The organism is Streptosporangium sp. NPDC051022 (genome assembly GCF_040683035.1).
GTDB lineage: Bacteria > Actinomycetota > Actinomycetes > Streptosporangiales > Streptosporangiaceae > Streptosporangium.
Genome location: NZ_JBFBCF010000001.1, coordinates 301491 through 323235 on the forward strand (window position 1 = coordinate 301491; position 21745 = coordinate 323235).

The following is a 21745-nucleotide window of genomic DNA, read 5'->3' on the forward strand; positions in this document are numbered from 1 at the left end:
TTCCCTTCTCGGCGCGGGAGCCGTAGCTTCCCGCGATCAGGGGTGACGCCCGGTGGGCCGGCGGAGGGGCCGCGACGCCGTGCCCCGTCCGGTGGGCGGGAGTGGTCTTGTCCGTTTCCCGGGGCGGGTTCCAAGCTACCGGCCGTTAGCCAAAGAGCCACGTGTGAACGACTCACGCGTCGAGACTGAGGAGTCCCAGGTGCAGGTTGGCGTCATGGTGACCAGCTACAACCAGAAGGACTGGCATCGCGTGCTGGCCGGCGACTACACGTCGCTGCCGGAGCGGCGCGACGTGGACATCGTCGACAACACCCTCGCGCTGGGCGAGATGGTCGAGCCGCTCGGTTTCGACTCGCTCTGGTGCGCCGAGCACTACGGTTCGCCGTACTCGATGCAGTCGAACCCGTTGCAGTGGCTCTCCTACTGGGCGGGGCGCACGGAGCGCATCGACGTGGGGTCGGCCGTGCTGGTGCTGCCGTGGTGGCAGCCGATGAAGCTCATCCACGAGATCGGCATGCTCGACACGCTGCTGAAGGGGCGGCGGTTCCACGTCGGGCTGGGGCGCGGCGTCGCGGCCCACGAGTACGAGGCCTTCGGCATCCCCCGCGAGGAGGCTCGCGACCGGTTCAGCGAGATGGTCGAGATCCTCAAGGCGTCCGACGAGAATGAGTGCTTCTCCTACGAGGGCCGGTACTACAACCTCAAGGACGTGAGCGTCCGCCCGAGGCCGCGAAACAAGGGGCGCCTGTTCGACAACGTCAAGGCGGCGTTCAACACGCCCTCCTCCATGCAGATGGCGGCCCGGCTGGGGCTCGGGCAGATGTTCGTCGCGGCGGAGACGCTCGACCAGATGCGGACGCAGGTCGCCAAGTTCAACGCGATCCGGGCCCAGCAGGGGCACGCCCCCAACCAGCCGACGACCATGCTCTACCTGCACTGCTCGACCGACCCCGAGGAGATCGACAACGGCCGCCGGTACGTGGCGCAGCAGAGCTGGGCGGCGCGTAACCACTACGCGATGTGGAAGAACGACGTCGACTTCGCCAGCACCAAGGGCTACGAGGACTACGCGGCGAAGTTCGACCAGTCGAAGCAGATCGCCGAGGACGAGGGGCAGGGCCGCCTCAAGAGCGCCGAACTGGTCGGCACGCCGGACCAGCTCATCGAGAAGATCCAGGCCCTGCAGGAGGCCATCAGCCTTGAGTACCTGATCGTGCACCCGGCGCACGGCGGCAAGTCGGCGGCCGAGGCGCAGAGCAGCCTGAAGCTGTTCGCCCAGGAGGTGCTGCCGGTGGTTCAGGCGATGAAGACGCCGTTGCACGAGCACAACCTGGGCAGCCCGGAGCTTCTCGAGGTCGAGACCGTCGTGGGCGGTGCGGTCGGCTGATGACGACCGACACGTCGGGGGCGCGACCCGGCGCCGCGCCCTTCGCGGTCGTCCTGGGCGGTGGCGGCGTCGCCGCCATCGCCTGGGAGACCGGGCTGGCACTCGGTCTGGCCGAGGGCGGCGTGAATCTCGGCGACGCCGAACTGCTGGTCGGTACCTCGGCCGGCTCGGTGGTGGCCACCCAGATCGCCTGCGGGCGTACGCTGCGGGATCTCTTCGCGGAGCAGGTCGACGCGTCCTCGACCCTCGAACCAGTGATCGACATGGACCTTGGAGCCCTGCGTCAGGAACTCGACGCGATCCGGACCGGCTCCGCCGACCCGGTCGAGGTACTGCGGGGCATCGGCGCCGTGGCTCTTCGCGCGGACCGGGTTCCGGAGAAGGTGCGGCGGGCGCAGGTGGCCGCTCGCCTGCTGGCCGGGGAGTGGCCGCACCGGGCGCTTCTGGTCACCGCGGTCGACGCGGTCACCGGCGACTTCACGGTCTTCACCCGAGCGTCCGGGGTCGACCTCGTCGACGCGGTGGCCGCGAGCTGCGCGGTACCGGGGGTGTGGCCGGCCGTCACCATCGGCGGCCGACGCTACATGGACGGCGGGATGCGGTCGGGCGTCAACGCCGACCTGGCCGTTGGGCACCGCCGGGTGGTGGTCGTCGAGGCGGCGGAGCTCGCCGAGACCGCGGACGTCAAGGAGCTGGGCCCCGAAAGCCAGGTCTTCCGGATCACACCGGACGAGGCGTCCGGCGTGGCACGCGGCGCGAACCCGCTCGATCCGGCGGTCCGCCCGGCCTGCGCGCGGGCCGGGCACGCGCAGGGCCTCCAACTGGCCGCCCGGTTGCGTGCCTGGCTGTCCTGACCGGTATTCCTCCGTACGGCCCCTGGATCTTCGCGGTTCAGGGGCCGTACCGGCGGTTCGGGGGGCATATCGGCGGTACGGGGGAGACCGCCTACTGATCCAGGGGGCCGCCGGTCGATCCGGGGGAAGTCGCCTCGTCGACTCCGGCGCCGTGCCTCGGCCTGCCGGCGGTCAGATCGGCCGGCGAGGGGCGGGCATCAGGAGATTCAGCGCCTGCTCGCCGTACCAGTAGATCAACTGCGCCGTGGGTGTCGGCTGTTCGCGCGTGAAGTGGAGCAGTTGCAGCCAGTTGCACATGTCCTGCAGCAACAACGCGGTGAGGCGGGAGTTGGGCGAGGTGAAGACCCCCTCGTGAACGCCCCGCTCGATCACCTGGAACCACATCTCACGTTGCTCGTCGCGCAGTGCGATGACGTCGGTCCGCACACGCGGGGAGAGGTTCAGCGTCTCCCGGGTCAGCACCAGGATCGCGTCGCTGTGGGCGAGCCGATAACGTACCTGCTCCTCGATCCCCCGCTTGACCTGGACAACCACGTCATCGCACAGGGTCAGCCCCGTCTTGACCGCCGTGGCCGCCCCCTGCATGGTCTCCAGGCACACCGCGTCGAGGATCGCCTGCTTCGAGGAGACGTAGTTGTAGATGCTCGGCGGCTGGATGCCGAGAGCGTCGGCGATCTCTTTCATGCTCGTCTCGCCGTAGCCCCGCTGAGCGAAGAGCCCGGTGGCGACCTCGTGAAGACGTTCGATACCGCCCGCCGCGGCGAGGCTGCCACGTTTGGTTTGACGGATTCGTTGGGACACGCAAAGACAGTAGCCGACCATTCGCCCTCCGCGGTACTAATGATGTTTACACTCTCACTCTGCGGGAGTGAGGTGTTCCGATGCGGACGCACGGTCGACACTGTCGGCCATGAATAGCGAAACGAGGACGATCGTCCCCGGCGCCACACGGTCCGCTCTCGAGGACCTCGTCCACCGCTATGCGCGGGCAATGGACGTCAAGGACTTCACCGGCGTGGGAGAACTCTTTCTCGACGACGGGGTTCTGGTCACTCCCCGGCCGCCGGAGAGTTTCTCCCCGACCGTTGTCACGATGGGGCGCGACGGGATCAGCGCCGCGGTGAGCGCCCTGGCGCACGTCCCCCTCACCCAGCACGCGGTGGTCGGCGTCACCTTCGAGGCGGGCGCCGGCGAGCACGACGCGACGGGGCGGGTGGTCTGCCGGGCCGCCCATCTCACCGTGGACGGAAACGGCGCCGCGAGCTGCTCGGTATGGAACATCCGCTATCTCGACAGCTACCGTTTTATTGCGAATAAGTGGTTTCTGGCGCGCCGTGAGGTTCATCTGGACTGGATTGAGGAGCCGAGGGTGATGCTCCACGCGATCCGGTGACGGTGCCATCGCCGACGACATCTCCCGGTGATAATCGCGAAATACGCCGGGGCACAGTTATGCCGACACGCTGAACTCCACTTGCCGGACATATCGCCTTTTGCTGGACATATCGCTGAATCCAGCCGGTTCGTCGCCACGCAAAGGCGCGCCATACGGGCACGCCGCCGTGAACGCAGCGCTCCGAATGGCGCACGGGATGCCCGATGCGGCCCAAGTACGGCCCAGTACAGCCCGGCGCGGCCCCGTGTGGCCCGTCCGGAGCGCCGTCCGGAGCGCCGTCCGCGGCGTGAACGCTTCGGGCTCACGCCGCGGACGATGACACCTTCACGCCGGGGCGCTAAACGGCGACCCCCGCCGCGGCCCGCCCGGCCCGGCGGCCGAAGAAGGCGCCGTCGCCGAGTGAGGTGCCGCTCACGTAGTCGGACCCGTGGATCCCGGAGGCGGCTCGTCCCGCGGCGAACAGGCCGGAGATCTTGTTGCCGGAGACGTCGAGCACCTCGCCGTCGGCCGTGGTGTGCAGCCCGCCGAGGGTGAACCCGATGATGCCCGTGCCGACCTGCTTGATCTCGGAGGAGGCGCGGCGGATGACCCGCGGGTCGATCGCGGCCAGCGGACCGCGCAGCGGGCGGATCCACCGCTCCTGCTTCCCGAAGATCGGGTCCTCGCCCTTCTCGGCGTAGGCGTTGTAGAGCTCGATCGTCGACTGGAGCGTGCCCGGCACCATCTCCAGGGCCTTCTCCAGCTCGGCGGCGTCCTCCTCCGCGTGCGTCGGGACGGTGCCGAGCAGATCGATCTCCAGCACCTCCTCGAAGCCCTCCTGGTCGACGATCACCCAGTACGGCCCCGGCTGGTTCCGGATCGCCTCGACGCTGAGGTGACCGGGGTAGGAGTCCTCGGCGACGAACCGCTCCCCGCGGGCGTTGACGAGGATCCCGCGCGCCACGAGCCCGGGGATCACGTTGAGGGCGAGCTGGGTGACCGACATCCGCCGCGTGTTCGCGCCGAGCGCCGCGGCCATCCGGATCCCGCTGCCGTCGTCGAGGCCGTCACTGACCTTGCCGTGGCCGACCAGCAGCGGCGCGTGGTGCGCGAGCATCTGCTCGTTGTCGACGAAGCCGCCCGTGGTGATCACCACGCCCTTGCCGGCGCGGTAGGTGACCTGCTCGCCGTACTTCCTGGCGACGACGCCGACGATCCGGCCCTGATCGACCACCAGGTTCGTCACCAGGGTGTCGGTGTGGGTCGTCGCGCCGGCCTCGGCGACCGCGGCCACCATCCGCTGCATGAGCACGCCGCCACCGGACCACTCGACCTGCGGACGGTGCCCCCGGGGCGCCGGCGTCGCCAGACGGCGGTACGGCGACGCGTTCTCACCCAGCCACATCAGCCCGTCGTCGGTGGGCGGGATCCACGCGGGACGGTCGAAGAACGAGTTCTTGAACGTGACGCCCCGCGCCACGAACCACTCGAAGAGCTCAGGGCTTCCGTCGCAGTAGAGGCGGAGCTTCTCGGTGTCGACGTACGGGCCGAGCGCCGCCTCGAGATACCGGTACATCGCGTCCGGGCTGTCCTCGAAACCGCAGGCCCGCTGCACCGAGGTGCCGCCGCCCAGGTAGATCTCCCCTCCGGACATCGCCGACGACCCGCCGGGGCCGCTGGCCCGCTCCAGGACGATCGTCCGCGCGCCCGCGCCGGCGGCCTCGAACGCCGCCGCGGCGCCGGCCATCCCGAAACCGATGACCAGCACGTCGGTCTCGTGGTCGAAGCTCTCGATGGAGTGCGCCTGGACCGGGGTCACGTCGATGTCCGTGCTCACTTCGCCTCCTGACTCGTCACGGGCACGAACGCGGCCGGCGGCTCGCCGCCCGACCAGTCGTGACCCCAGTAGCTGTCCGCCGTGATCTCCTCGGCGGTGTAGTGGGTCTCGTCCACGAGCAGCCCGCCGCAGCCGTACTCGATGTCCCAGCCGCCGGGAGCCCGGACGTAGAAGGAGACCATCTTGTCGTTGGTGTGCCGGCCCAGAGTCGAGGAGATCCCGAAGCCGAGCTCCTTGACCCGGTCAAGCGCGCGTCCGACCGTGTCGAGGTCCTCGACCTCGACCATCAGGTGAATCACGCCCGGGGGCTCACCGTGCGGAGCGGCCGCCACGGCGAGGCTGTGGTGGCGCTGGTTGACGCCCATGAAGCGCAGCCGTGCCCCGGACCGGAGCCGGAACGCGCCGCGCGGCAGGAAACCCATCACCTCGGTGTAGAACGCGACGGTCTCCGGCGCCTTCGTGGTCGGCAGTACCACGTGCCCCATGCCCTGCGGGCCGGTGACGAACGTTTGGGCGTACCCCGTGCGCACCGGGCTGTGGTCCAGCCGCGGGCCGAAGAAGACCTCGACCGGGGTGCCGGCCGGATCGGTGAAACCGATCAGCGTTTCGACGCCGCGCTCGTCGGCGATCTCCTCGGAGAGCCTCTCCACCGCGATGCCGGCCTTCTCGACGGCCTCGGTGACGGCGGCCAGCGCGAACTGGTCGCGGACCTCCCAGCCGACCGCGAGAACCCGGTCGACATCACCCGGCAGTACCGCCAGGCGGGCCGGACGTTCGTCCATCCGCAGGTAGAGCCCCTCGGGGTGCGGCCCGCTGCCTTCGGCGAAGCCGAGTCCGTCGAGAGTGAGCTCGCGCCATCGCGGCAGATCGCGCGCCTGCACGATCAGATAGCCGAGCCCACGTAGATGTGTCATGGGAATGGTGTTCCTTCCCTCGATCGAGCCGGTCGGTTCAGATGAAGAAGCGCAGCGGGCCGGGCGGGACGTTCAGCCCCAGGTCGGTCATCGCGGAGGCCTGCATGACCGTCCCGGTCACGTGGATCGCGTGGGTCAGTCCCATGTGGGCGTCACGCCAGAACCGCTGCACCGGGCTGGACATCCGCATCGCGTTCCCGCCCGCGCGGGCCACGACCTGGTCGAGGGCCCCTACGGCGCGCCAGGCCGCCTGAACCTGGATCCGCCGGCCGTGGGCGCGGTCCTGGAAGGTGATCTCCTCTCCGGCCACGACCCTGTCGTACAGCCGGGTGGCGTTCTCCAGCAGCGCGGCCCGTGCGGCGTGGATCTCGGCCGCGGCCTCGCCGAGGCTGTAGAGCAGGTGCGGGTCCTCCACGGCGTGCGCGCCGGTGACCCGCACACGCTTACGGGCCTGCTCCTGGACCTCGGCCAGGCCGCCCTCCGCCATGCCGACGACCGACGCGGTGATGCCGAGCGGGAACGCCGCGGAGAACGGCACGTGGAACAGCGGGTCCTCGACGCCGAGCTCGCGGGCCAGCTCGCCTTCGAGCACCTTCAGAGTGCTCAGCACCCGGTTCGCCGGGACGAAGGCGTTCTCGACGACGATGTCCTTGCTCCCGGTGCCACGCAGGCCGACGACATCCCACGAGTCCGGGACGATCGTGTAGTCGGAGCGCGGGATGATCACGTGGTATCCGACCGGCGGGTTCACCGGCGTGCCCTCCGCGTCGCCCAGCCTCGCGCCGAGGAACAGCCACCGGCAGTGGTCGGTTCCGGAGGAGAACTGCCAGCGGCCGTTGAAGACGTAACCGCCGTCGACCGGCCGGAGCACACCGGTCGGCGCGTACGGCGACGCGATCCAGGTGTTGTCGTCCTCACCCCAGATGTCCTCCTGCACCTCGGGGTCGGCGAAGGCCATCTCCCAGGGATGCACTCCCACGACACCCGCCACCCACGCGGTGGACCCGTCCAGTTGCCCCAGCCGCATCACGACCTCGGCGAACTCGCGCGGGGTGGAAACGAGGCCGCCGTGCCGCCTGGGCTGCAGCATCTTCATGACGCCGGCCTCGCGCAGGATCTCGGCGGTCCGGTCGCTGAGGCGACCGAGCCTCTCGTTGGTCTCGGAGAGCGACTTGAGTTCCTCGGCGTGCTTTTCGATTACGGCGAGAACCTGGTTCTCGGACATCCCGACCTCTCGATCCCGTCCAGGGCTGGACGGCGGTGTTTGCTAGTGGGGGTGTGGCCAAGGGGTGAGGGCCGATCCGCGAGTCACCGCGGATGTCATGCGGGCGACGAGGATCCCGCCGAGCGGTCGAGGAAGGCGAGTACGGTGCTCTCCCACGCCGCCTTCTGCTCGATCATGACCCAGTGCCCGCAGTTGGGGAACACGTGCAGTTCCACGTCGGGGATCACGCGCATGGGCAGCAGCCCCAGTTCCAGCGGGGTGACGCGGTCGTCCCGTCCCCACGTGATCAGCGTCGGCGCCTTGATCCGGTGCAGCTGCGCCCAGAGCGGCGGGATCCCGGCGGCGGCGCCGGCGGCCGCCCGCTCCTCCAGCTTCCCGCGGCCGTAGATCCTGCGCGCGGTGTCCAGGGTCGCCGGCTCGGTGGCCTGGCGCCACCGCTGCTCGATCAGTTCCTCGGTGACCATCGCCGGGTCGAAGACCATCGAGCGCAGCCACTGCACGAGGCGTTCCCGGGTCGGGTCCTCCGTGAACTCCACCAGCAGCCTGATGCCCTCGCCCGGGAACGGGTTGAGGATGTTCCGGCCGACCCCGCCGACGGTGACGAGCCGGTCGACCCGCTCCGGTGCGGCGATGGCGAACTGGGCGGCCACGATGCCGCCGAGCGAGTTGCCGACGACGTGCGCCCGCTCGATCCCGAGCGCGTCCAGGAAGGCGGTGACCGAGGCCAGGGAGGCGTCACCCGGATGGCCGGGGGTGTCGTGGCTCAGTCCGTACCCCGGGAAGTCGAGCACCAGGCACCGGTAGCGGTCGGCGAAGCTCCGCAGGTTCTCCCCGAAGTTGCGCCAGCCGGTGACGCCGGGGCCCGACCCGTGCAGGAAGAGCACCGGGGGACCGTCACCGACCTCGTGGTAGTGCAGCGGCCCGTCCGCGGTCTCGACGACCTTCTCCGTGCCCTCGAAGGTGATGTCCGCCATCACCGCTCGATCCACGCGTCGCCGAAGAGCACCAGGCCGGCCGAGGACGGGACGACCCCGTGGACCTTCTTGTTCCAGGCCGCGATCGATGTGGTCATGCCCAGTCCCACGCTCGGCGCATCCATTTTCCACAACTCCTCAATCTTGGTGATGGCGGCGAGCCGCTCGTTGTCGTTCGCGGCGACCTGCAACCGGTCGAGCAGGCCGTCCGTTTCGGGTGATGAGTGACCGCCGGTGTTCGTCAGCGACCTGGTGTGCGGCAGGTCGTACAACCGCTGGAACGGGTCGTCCTCCCGGATGTTCCGGAGGTTCGGCGCGATGTCGTGGTCGTGCTCGACGAAGACCTTCCTGGTCAGCGAATTGGCGCCGGTGAGGAAGCCGGACCGCACGTCGAAGCCGGCCCGGGGGAGGGGCCGGTGCGGTGGGGACACCCGAAATGGCCGAAAGCCGGAACCGGCCGCCGCGCCTCCGGTCGGCGGCGACCGGCCCGCGCCATCCGGCAGGGGTTTCGCCGTCGCCGGGCCCGGTCAGTCGATCCGGGGCAGGGACCCGTCCGCGTAGGCGTCGGCGATGGCCGAGAAGAGCGCCGTGCAGCCGGGGGCCGTGATGTCCCTGTGCTCCACGGCGGTGCGGCGGGCGAACTCCGCGCAGGTGGACGCGGCATCCGGCCCCCACTGGATCGAGGTCTGCGTGACGCTCGCCTTGCGGACCCGAACCCGGGTGTCGCACGCCGGGCATGCCAGCGGAGTCATGGACTCGAAACGGTGGTCCTTCATCACGACCCGGTCAGGTCGGCGATCTGCATCGGCCGGCCGTTGTTGCGACGCAGGTTCTCCTCGACCTCGGCCTGCCAGGACGCCAGCGCCTTCGACGTGTCGATCTCGTACTCGAAGCGGTTGGTCATGTCCTCGGTGACGTCGGCGGCGTCGACGTAGAACTGGCTGTACCACCGGCGGAGCTGGTAGACCGGCCCGTCCTCCTCGCACAGCAGCGGGTTGTCGATCCGGGTCTTGTTCACCCAGATCTCCACGTCCTGGAGGAAGCCGGTGCGCAGCCGGGCGGTGAGCGCCTTGGCGGTGGCCTCGGCCAGCTCGGGCGACACGGAGCCCTGCTTCTCGACGATCACGCCGTACTGCAGGATGAACTTGTTCTCGGTCACCGGGTAGTGGCAGTTGATCAGCACGCTGCGGTTGGTCGCCTTCTCGTACTCGTTGACGACCTTGTCGATCATGTACGACGGACCGAAGTACGCGGCCTCGTGGCTGTTCGAGACGAACGCGCCGGTCTGCTCGGTGCTGCCGAGCGGCGTCATGTCGTCACGTGTGGTGCCCCGCATGTACTGGGTCGCGGTGTGGCCTTCGAAGACGTTCCGGAAGTAGGTCGGCATCGAGTAGTGGATGTAGAAGAAGTGCGCCATGTCCACGACGTTGTCGATCACCTCCCGGCAGTTGGTGTCGATCTCGATGCTGGTCCAGATCCACTCGGTCCAGCTGTCCTCGCCGTACCCCTCGACGACCGGCGGCTGCAGGGCCGGGTCCGGCGGGTTGCCCTCGGGGTCGTGCCAGACGAAGAACTGGCCGCTCTGGGAGAGCGTGTGCCAGGCGCGGGTCCGCGCGCGCAGCGGAACGCGGCGCGCGTAGGGGATGTCGACGCACCGGCCCTCGCCGCTCCACCGCCAGTCGTGGAAGGGGCAGGCGACGTTGCCGTCCTTGACGGTGCCCTGGCTCAGGTCGCCGCCCATGTGCCGGCAGTAGGCGTCCAGGGCCTTCAGTTCCCCGTCCTTGCCCTGGAAGATGACCAGCTTGGTCCCGAACGCCTGCACCGAGTGGGGCTTGCCGTCGGCGAAGTCGCGGACCAGGCCCAGGCAGTGCCACCCGCGTGCGAAGCGGTTCGGAACGGCCTCGGCTTCGATCAGGCGCGGCTCGTCCTCGGTGTTCGTGGACTGTGTCATGCTCATCCTTTCGGCGGTGTCTGGCCCCGCGCCATCGGTTCGGGGCCGGCTGCTCCGCCCGCCGCGCAGGTCTCAGGTTCGTCAGAGCATGTATCCCGCACCGCGGCCCTGAACAGACCACTCCCGATGTCCGGGAGCCGCCTTCTCACCGACCCCACCGTGTGTGAGGGTCCGCGGCATGCGTCAGATCTTCCAGGCCGATCCCTCGCGGCTGTGCGCCGTCGAGGAGGCGGATCGGCATCACGAGCAGGTGCACGGCCCCTTCGCGCGGGACGTGCTGCTGCGGGAAAGCCCTCGCGTGACTCGTTACTCCTGGAACCGGGTCGAGCGAAGCCGTGACCTGAGCGGGCGTTTCGACCGGCGACCGGGTGCGTGGCGATTCATCTTCCTGGACTCCGAACCCCGGTTCGCGGGAGACCCCGAAGCGCGGGTACCGGGCCACCTCAGCCAACGCGTGCTGCACGACCATGTCAACTTCCTCCGCGACATGCGGTGCTTCGAGGCCGAGCCGGCGGTGGCCGCCGACCGCAGGTCCGGGCAGTGCTCGACCGCCAAGTTCCTGCTGGTGGTCGAGGTGACCCGGGAGAGCCGCCGTGACGAGCTCGTCCGGCTGCGCCGCGAACTGGTCTCCGCCCTGGCCGAGCACCTGCCGACCTCCGACGGCGGCAGGCTGCTCGTCACCAACGAGATCGTCCGGGAGATGGCCACCGCGCCGATCGAGGAGCCCGGCCAGCTGCCCACCGGGGAGTTCCGCCAGGTCTCGTCCCGGCTCGCCGTCGACGAGCTGTACTGCGACAACGCCACGGCCGGTGTGGAGCTCCTCACCTGTCCGGCCGTCCGGGAGATCATCGACGGTTTCCTGCCGGACGAGCTGCAGGGACATCTGGTGCGCGAGTGGGTCGGCTTCGACCGGAGTTGATCAGCGGACGCCGATGGGCGAGCCGTACACGCGGCCGCTCGCGTCACTTTGGGTGAACAGATGATCGCCATATGTCGTGGAAATCGGCAAGATCTGACTCTTGACGGCGGCGGGCCGTGCCCCACATCATCTGTTTTACATAAATGTGAAAGATGCATCGGATATCTGAAATCCACCTGCGGGCCGGCTCGCGATGAGCCTGACGCTCAAGCGCCCGTTGACCCTCCTTTCCACTCATCTGTAACCCGGCGACTCGATGCCGGAACCCCCCCTGGAGTACCGATGGCAAACAGTTGCACGCGCTCGTCGCGCTGGCTGCGCGCCGGGGTCGCCCTGCTCGCCGCAGGTGTCCTCGCAGCGTGTTCGACCTCGCCCTCCACCCCCGGCACCGCCGAAAAGGCGCAGGCGAGCGACGTCACCAAGACCTACAAGGCCGGCCTCGTCGGAGTGAGCGAGGGAGGCACCCCCGTCAAGGGCGGGACGCTGACGTACGCGGCCATGGCCGAGACACCCGTGCTGGACCCGGCGAAGGTCATCTACTCCGCGTCGACCGGCGGCATCGAGATGTCCGCGGTCTTCGACGTGTTGATGCGCTGGGACAGCGCGACCGGCGAGCTGGAGCCCCAGCTGGCGAAGAGCCTGGAGTCGTCCGACGACTTCACCACCTGGACGCTGACCCTGCGCGACGGGGTGAAGTTCAGTGACGGCACGCCGCTGAACTCCGACGCCGTGATCTGGAGCATCCAGCGCTACCTGACCATGAAGGGCACGGAGTCCGCGCTGTGGGGCCGGAACGTCACCTCGATGAAGGCCTCCGGCGACTCGACCGTCGTGTTCAAGCTGAAGGACAAGTGGCCCGGGTTCGCCAACCTGCTGGCCAGCGGCCCCGGACTGATCGTCGCCAAGGCGTCGGACGGTAAGGACGCGTTCAAGCCGATCGGCGCCGGTCCGTTCGTCTTCGAGCGCTACGCGCCGCACGAGGAACTGCTGCTCAAGGCCAACGAGAACTACTGGGACGGCCGCCCCAACCTCGACGCCGTGCGGATGGTCTGGCTGAACGACCCGAAGGCCTCCCGGGAGTCACTCGACGCGGGCAGCGTCAGCATGACGCTCCTGCGGCAGCCGGACGCCGTGGAGAAGGCGCTCGCGGACGGGCTGCCCGGTTACCTGAACCTGGTCACCCTCACCAGCCAGCCGATCATCAACGCCACCGAGGGGCGCCCCGGGCACGACGTGCGCGTGCGCCAGGCGGTACAGCTCGCGATCGACCCCAAGCTGATCTACCAGCGGGTCTACAAGGGAGCCGGCACGCCGACCGGAGAGATCTTCTCGGCCGCCTCCCGCTGGCACACCGACGCCAAGCCGCTGCCCTACGACCCCGCCAAGGCGAAGCAGCTCGTCGAAGAGGCCAAGAAGGACGGCTGGAACGGGAAGATCAAGTATCTCGGGTCCCAGGACCCCACCTCGCGTGACATGAGCCTGACCATCAAGGCCGCGCTGGACAGCGTGGGCTTCGAGGTCGAGGTCGAGACGGCGCGCACCGTCCAGGACATCCTCACCAAGGTCGCCGTCGAACGCGACTACGACATGGCGGGCTACGGCATCACGCTGCGCGAGTCCGACCCCTACCCCCGCATGTTCGCGGCCCTGCACAGCCAGGGCACCCTCACCAACGGCGTGCACACCGGCCCCGAGATGGACGCGGTGATCGACGAGTTCAAGGCCGCGAGCACCAAGGAGGAGCAGCTCAAGGCCATGGCCAAGTTCCAGGAGCAGTGGAACAAGGACGTTCCCGCCCCCGTCTTCGGGCCGATCAACGAGTACCTGGCCTGGTCCAAGAAGGTTCACGGGATCGTCGACTCCGCCACCAGCGTCGTCCTCCTCGGCAAGGCCTGGGTCGAGTGATCAGCTTCGTGATGCGGTCCCGCCGGGTGCACACCACACCCGGCGGGGCCGGGAACCAGGAGGAACCGTGCCGTACAAGCTGATCAAAAGGGTCGGTGAACTGCTGGCCGTCCTGCTGGTCGTCAGCTTCGGCACGTTCAGCCTGATGTCCCTGATGCCGGGCGATCCGGCTGTCACGATCCTCGGTGACGGCCGCACCCCCGAGGAGTACGCGGCCGTACGGACCGAGCTGGGGCTCGACGACCCGCTCCTGACCCGCTACTGGCACTGGCTGTCGTCGGCGCTCACCGGAGACCTCGGTCAGTCGGTGATCCCGCCCCACACCGAGGTGACGGCCCGGGTCGCCGCGGCGCTGCCGGTCAGCGTCGAGCTGGCGCTGCTCGGACTCGTCCTGGCCCTGGTGCTGTCGGTCCCGCTGGCGATGTGGTCGGCCAGCCACGAGGGCAAGCGGGTGGACCGGTTCATCAGCGCCGGCACGTTCGGCATGCTGTCTGTGCCGAGCTTCCTCGCCGGTCTGCTGATCATCATGGTCATGGTGAACCAGCTCGGCTGGTTCCCCCGCAGCGAATGGGTACGGCTCAGCGAGGACTTCGGCGGGAACCTCTACCACGCGTTCCTTCCCGCCTGCGTGATCGCGTTCACCGAGACCGCGATGTTCACCCGGATCCTGCGCAACGACCTGATCAGCACCCTCCGGGAGGACTTCATCCTCTCGGCGAAGGCCAAGGGCATGTCGACACTGCACGTCCTGGTCAGCGACGCGCTCAGGCCGTCGTCGTTCTCGATGATCACTGTCCTGGGCATCAGCCTGGGCCGGCTGATCGGCAGCACGGTGATCGTCGAGTACCTCTTCGCCCTTCCCGGCATGGGGACGCTGGTCGTCGGTTCGGCGTCCAACGGCGACTTCCGGATGGTGCAGGGCGCCGTCATGGTCATCGCGCTGATCTACATCGCCGCGAACGCGCTCATCGACGCGTCCTACGGCTATCTCGACCCGCGCATCAGGAGGGCGCATGTCTGAGCTCAAAGCGCCGCTGTCACCGCCGTGGTTCGCCCGGCCCGGCACGGTGCTCAACGTCGTGCTCGGCTTGGTGGGCCTGGCGGCGGTCCTGCTCTCGCTCAGCGTCCTGCAGGGATCACCGGTGCAGATTCCGGCCTTCGCCGTCGCCTGCGTCGGGGCCTACCTGGCGCTCGCGCGACTCGGCGCGGGGCTCTGGGGCACGCGCTTCGACCTCACCGCGGTGCTGTGCGCCGTGTGGATCGTGCTGATCGTCTCGGCCGCCGTCCTGGCGCCCCTGCTCCCCCTGGCCGAGCACCAGGATCTCGCCAAGTCCCTCGACGTGCAGACCATGGCGAGGCCGGACATCTTCTCCGCGCACCCGCTCGGCACCAACAACTTCGGCCTGGACATCCTCGCCCGGATCATCTACGGCGCCCGCGCCTCGCTGGTGGTCTCCCTCGCGGCGGTCGCCATCGGCATGATCGTCGGCGGGGCGATCGGCATTCTCGCGGGATACTTCCGCGGGACCGTCGACGCCGTGGTCGGGGTCTTCACCAACTCGCTGCTCGCGCTGCCGCCGCTCATCCTGCTGATCGCGCTGGCGACCGTGCTGCAGCCGAACCTGCGCAACATCACGATCGGGCTGTCCCTGCTGGCGCTGCCGAGCATGATCCGGATGGCCAGGGCCAGCACCCTGGCGTTCGCCCAGCGCGAGTTCGTCCTGGCGGCCAGGGCGATGGGTGCCAGCCGGCTTCGCATCATGATCCGTGAGCTGCTGCCGAACGTGCTGCTCCCGCTGGCCTCGTACGGCATGGTGATGGTGTCGGTGCTCATCGTGGCGGAGGCGTCCCTGAGCTTCCTCGGCCTGGGCATCCGGCCGCCGGAGCCGTCCTGGGGCAACCTCATCGCCGAAGGTGAGGGCGGCGTGTTCGTCGACCACCCGCACGTGGTGCTGATGCCGGGCATCACCCTCTTCCTGACGGTCTTCTCACTGAACCTGCTCGGAGAGAAAGCGCGGAATCGCTGGGATCCCCGGAAGGCGAAGGTCTAGAGATGGCGACCACGAATCGGATTTCTCCCGCGACGGACTCCCCCCTGAAGGCCGTCGACGAGCGGCCGCTGCTCGTCGTGGACGACCTGCGCACGGTGATCCACACGCCGCGGGGCGACATGAAGGCCGTCGACGGGGTGTCCTTCTCCCTGCGCGGCGGCGAGACCCTCGGCGTCGTGGGTGAGTCGGGATCGGGCAAGTCGGTGCTGGGCCGTACGATCATGGGCCTGTACCGGAGCGGACCGGGCATGACCGTCTCCGGCCGGGTCGAGTTCGACGGTCGCGACGTGCACACGCTGTCGCCGCGGGCCCTGCGCGGCCTGTGGGGCGCGGACGTCGGCATGGTGTTCCAGGACCCGATGACCGCGCTGAACCCGGTCAAGAAGGTCGGCCCGCACCTGACCGAAAGCCTGCGCAAACATCGCCGGATGTCCCGGTCCGACGCCGCGGCGCGGGCCGAGGAGCTGCTGAACCTGGTCGGCATCCCCGAGCCGCGCCGCCGCCTCGGCCAGTATCCGCACGAGCTCTCCGGCGGCATGCGTCAGCGCGTGGTCATCGCCATGGCTCTGGCGAACGACCCCAAACTGCTTGTCGCGGACGAGCCGACGACGGCGCTTGACGTCACGGTGCAGAAGCAGATCCTCGACCTGCTCGACCGTCTCCAGGCCGAACTGGGCATGGCGATCATCCTGATCAGCCACAACCTGGGGGTCGTGGCCGGCCGGGCCGACCGGGTCGCCGTCATGTACGCCGGCCGGATGGTCGAGACCGCGTCGTCCGGTGCCTTGTTCGGCGGGGCCCGGCACCCCTACACCGAGGCGCTGCTGGACTCGATCCCCCGGCTGGCGGACGCGCCGCACATGCGACTGGAGGCCATCAACGGTTCGCCGCCGAACATGACGGCGCCGCCGCCCGGCTGCCGGTTCGCCCCGCGCTGCCGGTACGCCGGGCAGGACTGTGCGGAGGAGCTGCCCGGGATGACCACGGACGACGGCGGCGATGTCACGAAGGCGGACCACCTGTTCGCCTGCCACCACCCCGTCAGTGCAGGAGGTAACTGATGGCCGGCACAGGCTCCGCGCACCTGCGCCCGGACGGCGACCGCGTCCTCGTCGTTGAGGACCTCGTCGTCGAGTTCCCCGCCGGGAGAAACCAGAAGGTCCACGCGGTGTCCGGCATCAGCTTCGACGTGCTGGACGGGGAGACCCTGGGGATCCTCGGAGAGTCCGGCTGCGGCAAGTCGAGCGCCGGTCGCGCGATCATGCAGTTGCCTCCGCCCACGTCGGGCACCGTCCGGATGGAGGACAACGAGCTCACCGGCATCGGGCAGGGCGCGATGCGCCGGCACCGCAAAAGTCTTCAGATGATCCTGCAGGACCCGGTGTCCGCGCTCAACCCCCGGCGCAAGGTCAAGGACCTCGTGGCCGAAGGGCTGGAGATCTGGGGCGTCAAGCCGAGCAAAGACGACATCGCCTCGATGCTGTCGGCCGTCGGCCTGCCGCCCGAGGTCGTCTGGGACCGCCGCCCGCACGAGCTCTCCGGCGGACAGTGCCAGCGGGTGTGCATCGCCAGGGCGCTCATGCTCGGTCCCCGGGTGCTCATCTGCGACGAACCGGTGTCCAGCCTCGATGTCTCGGTGCAGGCGCAGATCCTCAACCTCCTTGAGGAGAGCAAGGAGCGCTTCGGGCTGAGCATGATCTTCATCGCCCACGATCTCGCGGTCGTCAAGAACATCAGCGACCGCATCATGATCATGTATCTGGGCAAGGTGTGTGAAGTGATCCGCTCCGAGGATCTCGCGAGCGCCGCTCTGCACCCCTACACCCGGCTCCTCCTCGACTCCGTCCCCGAGGCGGCGCTCGACGCCGCGGTCAGCGGCGAGCCGGCGGCCGTGGTTCGCGACCGGGGTTCGAAGTCCGAGACCGTCGAACTGCCGTCACCGCTCGCTCCTCCCTCGGGATGCCGGTTCCGGACCCGCTGCCCGCTGGCCACCGAACGGTGCGCGACCGACGAACCGCAGCTGCGGGAGGTGGCGCCCGGTCAGTTCATCGCATGCCACAACGTCGCCGGCTGACCGGTTCACCGATCACCGACCACGCATCTCACCTCGGACGGCCGTCCGAGGCAGTCCATCACCCAAAGCACGAAAGGCAATACCCCGTGAGTTTTCACTTCGGCAACGGTTTCCGCGTGCGCTCGCTTTTCCACACCACCAGCGTCGTCCGCGACATGAAGCCGGTCGCCGACTTCCACCGGCGAGTGTTCGGCACCGAGACCATCACCATCCCCTACGCCATGAACCGGTACGCCCACTTCACCTTCATCGGTGACGTACCTGTCGAGGCGACCAGCCCGAACGTGGCCTTCGCCACCGCCAAGCGGACGTTCCTGCAGCTCGCGGGCAACCACTGGAGCCCCGCTGTCTTCTGGGTCGACGACCTCCCCGACGCGATCCACGCCTGCGACGTGCGGCACGGTTACCGCTTCACCCACCTGTTCGACGGGCGGCCGGTGGAGGGAAGCCCGGCTGACCGGCCCGAGCACGCCATCCAGGTCTACTCCAACCCCTTCGAGACCGGGGTCGACTGGGGGCTGTACGAGATGGACCAGGACCATGTGAACACGCAGCGGACCCGGCAGAACGCCGACCCGTTCGAGTACGCCGGTTCCTACACGCCGGCCCCGCCGCGCGACGACATCGTCAGCGTCGAGCGGCACGCCCAGCACGCGGTCGTGACCGACGACCCCGCCAAGACCCTCCGGTTCCTGGTGGACGCGCTCGGGGGCACGGTGTTCGCGGAGTCCGAGAACAAGGTGCTCGGCACGCGGAGCACCTTCCTCACCCTGGGGGACCGGCCGTGCACCGTCGAGGTGGCCGAGCCGGTCGGCCCGGGCGGCGCGGCGCGTGACCTGGAGCGCAACGGCAGCATTTACCACCGCCTCGACTTCAAGGTCCACGACCTGGACGCGGCGGTGCGACACCTCGAACGGGAGAACATCGGCCTGGAGGCCAAGGGCGACGACTTCGTCGTCCTCGACCCGAAGGACACCAACGGCCTGCGTTACGGGCTTTTCGCCGACCTCCAGGCCGGGGACCCGAGACTGTCCTGAGGCGCCATGACGAACGGCCCCGCCCGGTGGCCGCCCGCCGTCCGTCCGGACGGTGTGGCGTCCCCCGGGCGGGGGCTCGTGATGATCGGTACAGGTGACGGGTCGGGATCGCCCCCGCCGTACGACCTGGAGGGAAGTCCGCGTGCCCCCGGAAGAAAGGCCACAGTGAAGGACAAGTACCTGGTCGCCTGTCTCTGCTGCGCCTGCATGGTCGTCGCCCTTCAGCAGACACTCGTCATTCCCCTGCTGCCGGACCTGCCCCGCCTTCTCGACACCTCCGTCGCGGGTGCCTCCTGGCTGGTCACGGCGACTCTTCTGACCGGGGCGGTGTCCACACCGGTGCTGACACGCCTGGCCGACATGGTGGGCAAGAGGCGGATCGCCCTGGTGTGCCTCGCAGCCGTGGCCGGTGGCGGCGTGATGGGAGCCCTCTCGGTCTCGCTGTCCAGCGCCGTCATCGCCCGCGCCGTCGCGGGGGTGGGGATTCCGCTGATCCCGATCAGCATCGCGATCCTCGAGGAGGAGTTGCCGGACGAGAGGTCGCCGGCCAGGGTCGCCCTGCTCAGTTCCACGCTCGCCGTCGGGTCCGCCGTCGGCATGGTGCTGCCCGGGATAGTGGCCCAGGTGGTGCACTGGCGCCTGATCTTCTTGATCTGCGGCGTCGCGGCCCTTGTGATGATCGCCGGAGTGGTCCGTGTCGTTCCCCGCAGGGAGGGGAGGGCTCCGGGCCGGTTCGATCTCGTCGGCGCCGTGATCCTCACGGTGGCCCTCGTGGCGTTGCTGCTCCTGTTCACCCAGGCGGAGACCTGGGGCTGGACCAGCGGGCCGGTGATCTCGCTCGCCATCGGATCGGTTCTGGCGACCGTGCTGTGGATCGTGCTGCAACTGAGGGTCCGTGATCCCCTCGTCGACATCCGGACCTTGGCGCGGCCGGTGCTCCTCCTCACCAACGCGGGGTCGTTGCTCGTCGGGTTCGCCATGTTCATGAACCTGCTCGCTACCTCGCAGCTTCTTCAACTTCCGGATTCCACCGGGGCCGGACTCGGGATGGACGCCGTGCGGGCCGGTCTCTGGATGACGCCGATCGCGCTGTCGTTCGGCCTGCTCGCGCTGCTGTCGTCGCACATCACCCGCCGTTTCGGCGCGCGGACCACCCTGGTCGCCGGTGCCCTGCTCATGTCCGCCGCGTACGTCGGCAGGATCTCTCTCGGCGCCGGCCTCTGGCAGATCATCCTGGCCTCCGTCGCGGTGTCGGTGGGCTCGGCCTTCGCCTACGCCGCCTTCCCGGTCATCGTCACGCGCGCGGTACCGTCCTGGCAGACCTCCTCGGCCAACGGGCTCAACAACCTGCTCCGATCGATCGGGACCACCATCTCCAGTGCGGTGATGGCGGTCCTGCTGACCACGACGATCACCCGGAGCGGCGCGGGTGCCGCGCAGCAGGCCTTCACCTACGTGTTTCTGATCGGGGCCCTCGTCGCGTTCGTCGCGTTCCTGGTGACCTTGCCGCTCATCTGGCTCCCCGACTTCCCTCCGCGGACCGTCGAGTCACACACAGGCCTCGCGGGCCGGCCGTGACCGACCGGCCGTACGTTCATTCCATGATCAAGAGCAGGAGACCCCTATGACACAGACCGCCGTCGTCGACCACTTCGTCGCCGGAGTTCCCCTAAGCGGTGTGGGCGAACGGCTGGGGCCGGTGTACGACCCCGCCCTGGGGGTTGAGACGAAGAAGGTCCGTTTGGCCGCCCCCGCCGACGTGGACGCGGCCGTCGCGGCCGCCGCGGCGGCGTTTCCGGCATGGCGTGACACGTCCTGGGCACGTCGCCAGACGATTCTGTTCACCTTCCGCGAGTTGCTCAACAGCCGGAAGGGGGATCTCGCGGAGATCATCACGTCCGAGCACGGAAAGGTGCTGTCCGACGCGCTCGCCGAGATCTCCCGCGGCCAGGAGGTGCTGGAGTTCGCGCTGGCCATGCCCCAGCTGGCCAAGGGCGGCTACTCGGAGAACGTCAGCACGGGGGTCGACGCGTTCTCCGTGCTCCAGCCCCTCGGCGTGGTCGGGCTCATCAGCCCGTTCAACTTCCCGGTGATGGTGCCCATGTGGTTCCTCCCGATCGCGCTCGCCACCGGCAACACGGTCGTGCTGAAGCCGAGTGAGAAGGACCCGTCGGCGGCGAACTGGATCGCGGCGCTGCTGAAGGAGGCCGGCCTGCCGGACGGCGTCTTCAACGTCCTGCACGGGGACAAGGTCGCGGTGGACGGGCTGCTCGGACATCAGGACGTCCAGGCGATCTCGTTCGTCGGCTCCACCCCCATCGCCCGGTACGTCTACGAGAGCGCGACCCGCAACGGCAAGCGGGTCCAGGCCCTCGGCGGCGCGAAGAACCACATGCTCGTGCTCCCGGACGCCGACCTGAACCTGGCCGCCGACTCCGCGGTCAACGCCGCCTTCGGATCGGCGGGTGAGCGCTGCATGGCGATCAGCGTGCTCGCCGTCGTCGACTCCGTCGCCGACGACCTGATCGACCGGATCGTCACCCGGATGAAGGGCGTCACCGTCGGTGACGGACGCCGCAACTGTGACATGGGGCCGCTGATCACCCGGGAGCACCGGGACAAGGTGACCTCCTATGTCGAGGAGGCCGAGCGGGACGGTTCGACGCTGGTCGTCGACGGGCGGAGCGTCAAGGCCGACGGAGCCGCCGACGGGTTCTGGCTCGGTCCGACACTGGTCGACCGGGTCTCCGTCGGCTCCCGGATCTACACCGACGAGATCTTCGGCCCGGTGCTCGCGGTCGTCCGGGTCCGCGATCTGGACGAGGGGATCGACCTCATCAACAAGGGCGCGTACGGCAACGGCACCGCGATCTTCACCACGAGCGGTGGCGCCGCCCGGCGGTTCCAGCGTGACGTGCAGGTGGGCATGATCGGCGTCAACGTCCCGGTGCCGGTTCCGGTCTCCTACTACTCCTTCGGCGGCTGGAAGCAGTCGATGTTCGGCGACACCAAGGCGTACGGCATGCAGGGTGTGCACTTCTTCACGCAGGAGAAGACGGTGACCTCCCGGTGGCCCGAACCCGTCACCGGCGATGACGAGCTGAACCTGGGCTTCCCGCAGAACGCCTGACGTCTTCCGGCGAGGACGTCTCCGCCCGTTCGCGGAGACGCGGGCCGTCCGGCCGTGGAGGCGGCCGGACGGCCCGCGTCCCGGGAGCGGCCGATCACCCACGCCCTGTCAC

Annotated in this window: 20 protein-coding genes; 12 read left to right on the forward strand and 8 right to left on the reverse strand. The window is 69.1% G+C overall.

Going from position 1 to position 21745, the window contains the following annotated elements; translation table 11 throughout:
* Positions 1 to 163: 163 nt before the first annotated feature.
* Both AB0N02_RS01380 and AB0N02_RS01385 read left to right on the forward strand, forming a co-directional pair.
* On the forward strand, positions 164 to 1387 hold the full coding sequence (locus AB0N02_RS01380) for an LLM class flavin-dependent oxidoreductase (RefSeq protein WP_363941226.1): 1224 nt from the start codon (positions 164 to 166) through the stop codon (positions 1385 to 1387).
* The gene (locus tag AB0N02_RS01385) at positions 1387 to 2241 is read left to right on the forward strand and encodes a patatin-like phospholipase family protein (protein WP_363941228.1); all 855 of its coding nucleotides are present in this window, start codon (positions 1387 to 1389) and stop codon (positions 2239 to 2241) included. The genes AB0N02_RS01380 and AB0N02_RS01385 overlap by 1 nt, the downstream gene beginning before the upstream one ends.
* 171 nt (positions 2242 to 2412) lie before the next feature.
* Here AB0N02_RS01385 and AB0N02_RS01390 read toward each other — a convergent pair whose 3' ends face one another.
* Positions 2413 to 3042, reverse strand: coding sequence for a TetR/AcrR family transcriptional regulator (locus AB0N02_RS01390; RefSeq protein ID WP_363941229.1), 630 nt, complete (start codon positions 3040 to 3042; stop codon positions 2413 to 2415).
* Between the two features lie 109 nt (positions 3043 to 3151).
* Here AB0N02_RS01390 and AB0N02_RS01395 point away from each other — a divergent pair, with 109 nt between their 5' ends.
* On the forward strand, positions 3152 to 3634 hold the full coding sequence (locus tag AB0N02_RS01395) for a nuclear transport factor 2 family protein (RefSeq protein ID WP_363941231.1): 483 nt from the start codon (positions 3152 to 3154) through the stop codon (positions 3632 to 3634).
* A 340-nt stretch (positions 3635 to 3974) separates the two neighbouring features.
* Here AB0N02_RS01395 and AB0N02_RS01400 read toward each other — a convergent pair whose 3' ends face one another.
* From AB0N02_RS01400 to AB0N02_RS01430, 7 genes are all read right to left on the reverse strand, one after another.
* Complete coding sequence (locus AB0N02_RS01400) at positions 3975 to 5453, reverse strand: FAD-dependent oxidoreductase (protein WP_363941233.1); 1479 nt, start codon at positions 5451 to 5453, stop codon at positions 3975 to 3977.
* Entirely contained in the window at positions 5450 to 6367 is a 918-nt protein-coding gene (locus AB0N02_RS01405) for a VOC family protein (protein WP_363941235.1), read from the reverse strand. The genes AB0N02_RS01400 and AB0N02_RS01405 overlap by 4 nt, the downstream gene beginning before the upstream one ends.
* 37 nt (positions 6368 to 6404) lie before the next feature.
* Positions 6405 to 7592 carry an acyl-CoA dehydrogenase family protein gene (locus AB0N02_RS01410; RefSeq protein WP_363941237.1) on the reverse strand — a complete coding sequence of 396 codons (1188 nt, stop codon included), beginning with the start codon at positions 7590 to 7592 and terminating at the stop codon, positions 6405 to 6407.
* Positions 7593 to 7687: 95 nt separating this feature from the next.
* On the reverse strand, positions 7688 to 8566 hold the full coding sequence (locus AB0N02_RS01415) for an alpha/beta fold hydrolase (RefSeq protein ID WP_363941239.1): 879 nt from the start codon (positions 8564 to 8566) through the stop codon (positions 7688 to 7690).
* On the reverse strand, positions 8566 to 8997 hold the full coding sequence (locus AB0N02_RS01420) for a hypothetical protein (protein WP_363941242.1): 432 nt from the start codon (positions 8995 to 8997) through the stop codon (positions 8566 to 8568). Before AB0N02_RS01420 ends, AB0N02_RS01415 begins: the two co-directional genes overlap by 1 nt.
* A 96-nt stretch (positions 8998 to 9093) precedes the next feature.
* On the reverse strand, positions 9094 to 9318 hold the full coding sequence (locus tag AB0N02_RS01425) for a ferredoxin (protein WP_363941245.1): 225 nt from the start codon (positions 9316 to 9318) through the stop codon (positions 9094 to 9096).
* 23 nt (positions 9319 to 9341) lie between these two features.
* A complete protein-coding gene (locus AB0N02_RS01430; protein WP_363941247.1) occupies positions 9342 to 10517 on the reverse strand; it encodes a Rieske 2Fe-2S domain-containing protein in 1176 nt (391 codons plus the stop codon).
* Between the two features lie 178 nt (positions 10518 to 10695).
* Here AB0N02_RS01430 and AB0N02_RS01435 point away from each other — a divergent pair, with 178 nt between their 5' ends.
* From AB0N02_RS01435 to AB0N02_RS01475, 9 genes are all read left to right on the forward strand, one after another.
* Positions 10696 to 11436 (forward strand): hypothetical protein, encoded by a 741-nt coding sequence (locus AB0N02_RS01435; RefSeq protein WP_363941250.1) that lies wholly within the window; start codon positions 10696 to 10698, stop codon positions 11434 to 11436.
* A gap of 282 nt (positions 11437 to 11718) precedes the next feature.
* The gene (locus AB0N02_RS01440; RefSeq protein WP_363941253.1) at positions 11719 to 13341 is read left to right on the forward strand and encodes an ABC transporter substrate-binding protein; all 1623 of its coding nucleotides are present in this window, start codon (positions 11719 to 11721) and stop codon (positions 13339 to 13341) included.
* 67 nt (positions 13342 to 13408) lie between these two features.
* Positions 13409 to 14362 carry an ABC transporter permease gene (locus AB0N02_RS01445; protein ID WP_363941255.1) on the forward strand — a complete coding sequence of 318 codons (954 nt, stop codon included), beginning with the start codon at positions 13409 to 13411 and terminating at the stop codon, positions 14360 to 14362.
* The gene (locus tag AB0N02_RS01450) at positions 14355 to 15392 is read left to right on the forward strand and encodes an ABC transporter permease (RefSeq protein WP_363941257.1); all 1038 of its coding nucleotides are present in this window, start codon (positions 14355 to 14357) and stop codon (positions 15390 to 15392) included. Before AB0N02_RS01445 ends, AB0N02_RS01450 begins: the two co-directional genes overlap by 8 nt.
* A 2-nt stretch (positions 15393 to 15394) precedes the next feature.
* Positions 15395 to 16453, forward strand: a complete 1059-nt coding sequence (locus AB0N02_RS01455; RefSeq protein WP_363941258.1) for an ABC transporter ATP-binding protein — start codon at positions 15395 to 15397, stop codon at positions 16451 to 16453.
* Entirely contained in the window at positions 16453 to 17466 is a 1014-nt protein-coding gene (locus tag AB0N02_RS01460) for an oligopeptide/dipeptide ABC transporter ATP-binding protein (protein WP_363941260.1), read from the forward strand. Before AB0N02_RS01455 ends, AB0N02_RS01460 begins: the two co-directional genes overlap by 1 nt.
* Positions 17467 to 17552: 86 nt before the next feature.
* Complete coding sequence (locus AB0N02_RS01465; RefSeq protein ID WP_363941263.1) at positions 17553 to 18503, forward strand: VOC family protein; 951 nt, start codon at positions 17553 to 17555, stop codon at positions 18501 to 18503.
* A 165-nt stretch (positions 18504 to 18668) separates the two neighbouring features.
* Positions 18669 to 20081 carry an MFS transporter gene (locus AB0N02_RS01470; RefSeq protein ID WP_363941265.1) on the forward strand — a complete coding sequence of 471 codons (1413 nt, stop codon included), beginning with the start codon at positions 18669 to 18671 and terminating at the stop codon, positions 20079 to 20081.
* A gap of 46 nt (positions 20082 to 20127) precedes the next feature.
* The gene (locus AB0N02_RS01475; RefSeq protein ID WP_363941267.1) at positions 20128 to 21633 is read left to right on the forward strand and encodes a CoA-acylating methylmalonate-semialdehyde dehydrogenase; all 1506 of its coding nucleotides are present in this window, start codon (positions 20128 to 20130) and stop codon (positions 21631 to 21633) included.
* Positions 21634 to 21745 lie beyond the last annotated feature (112 nt).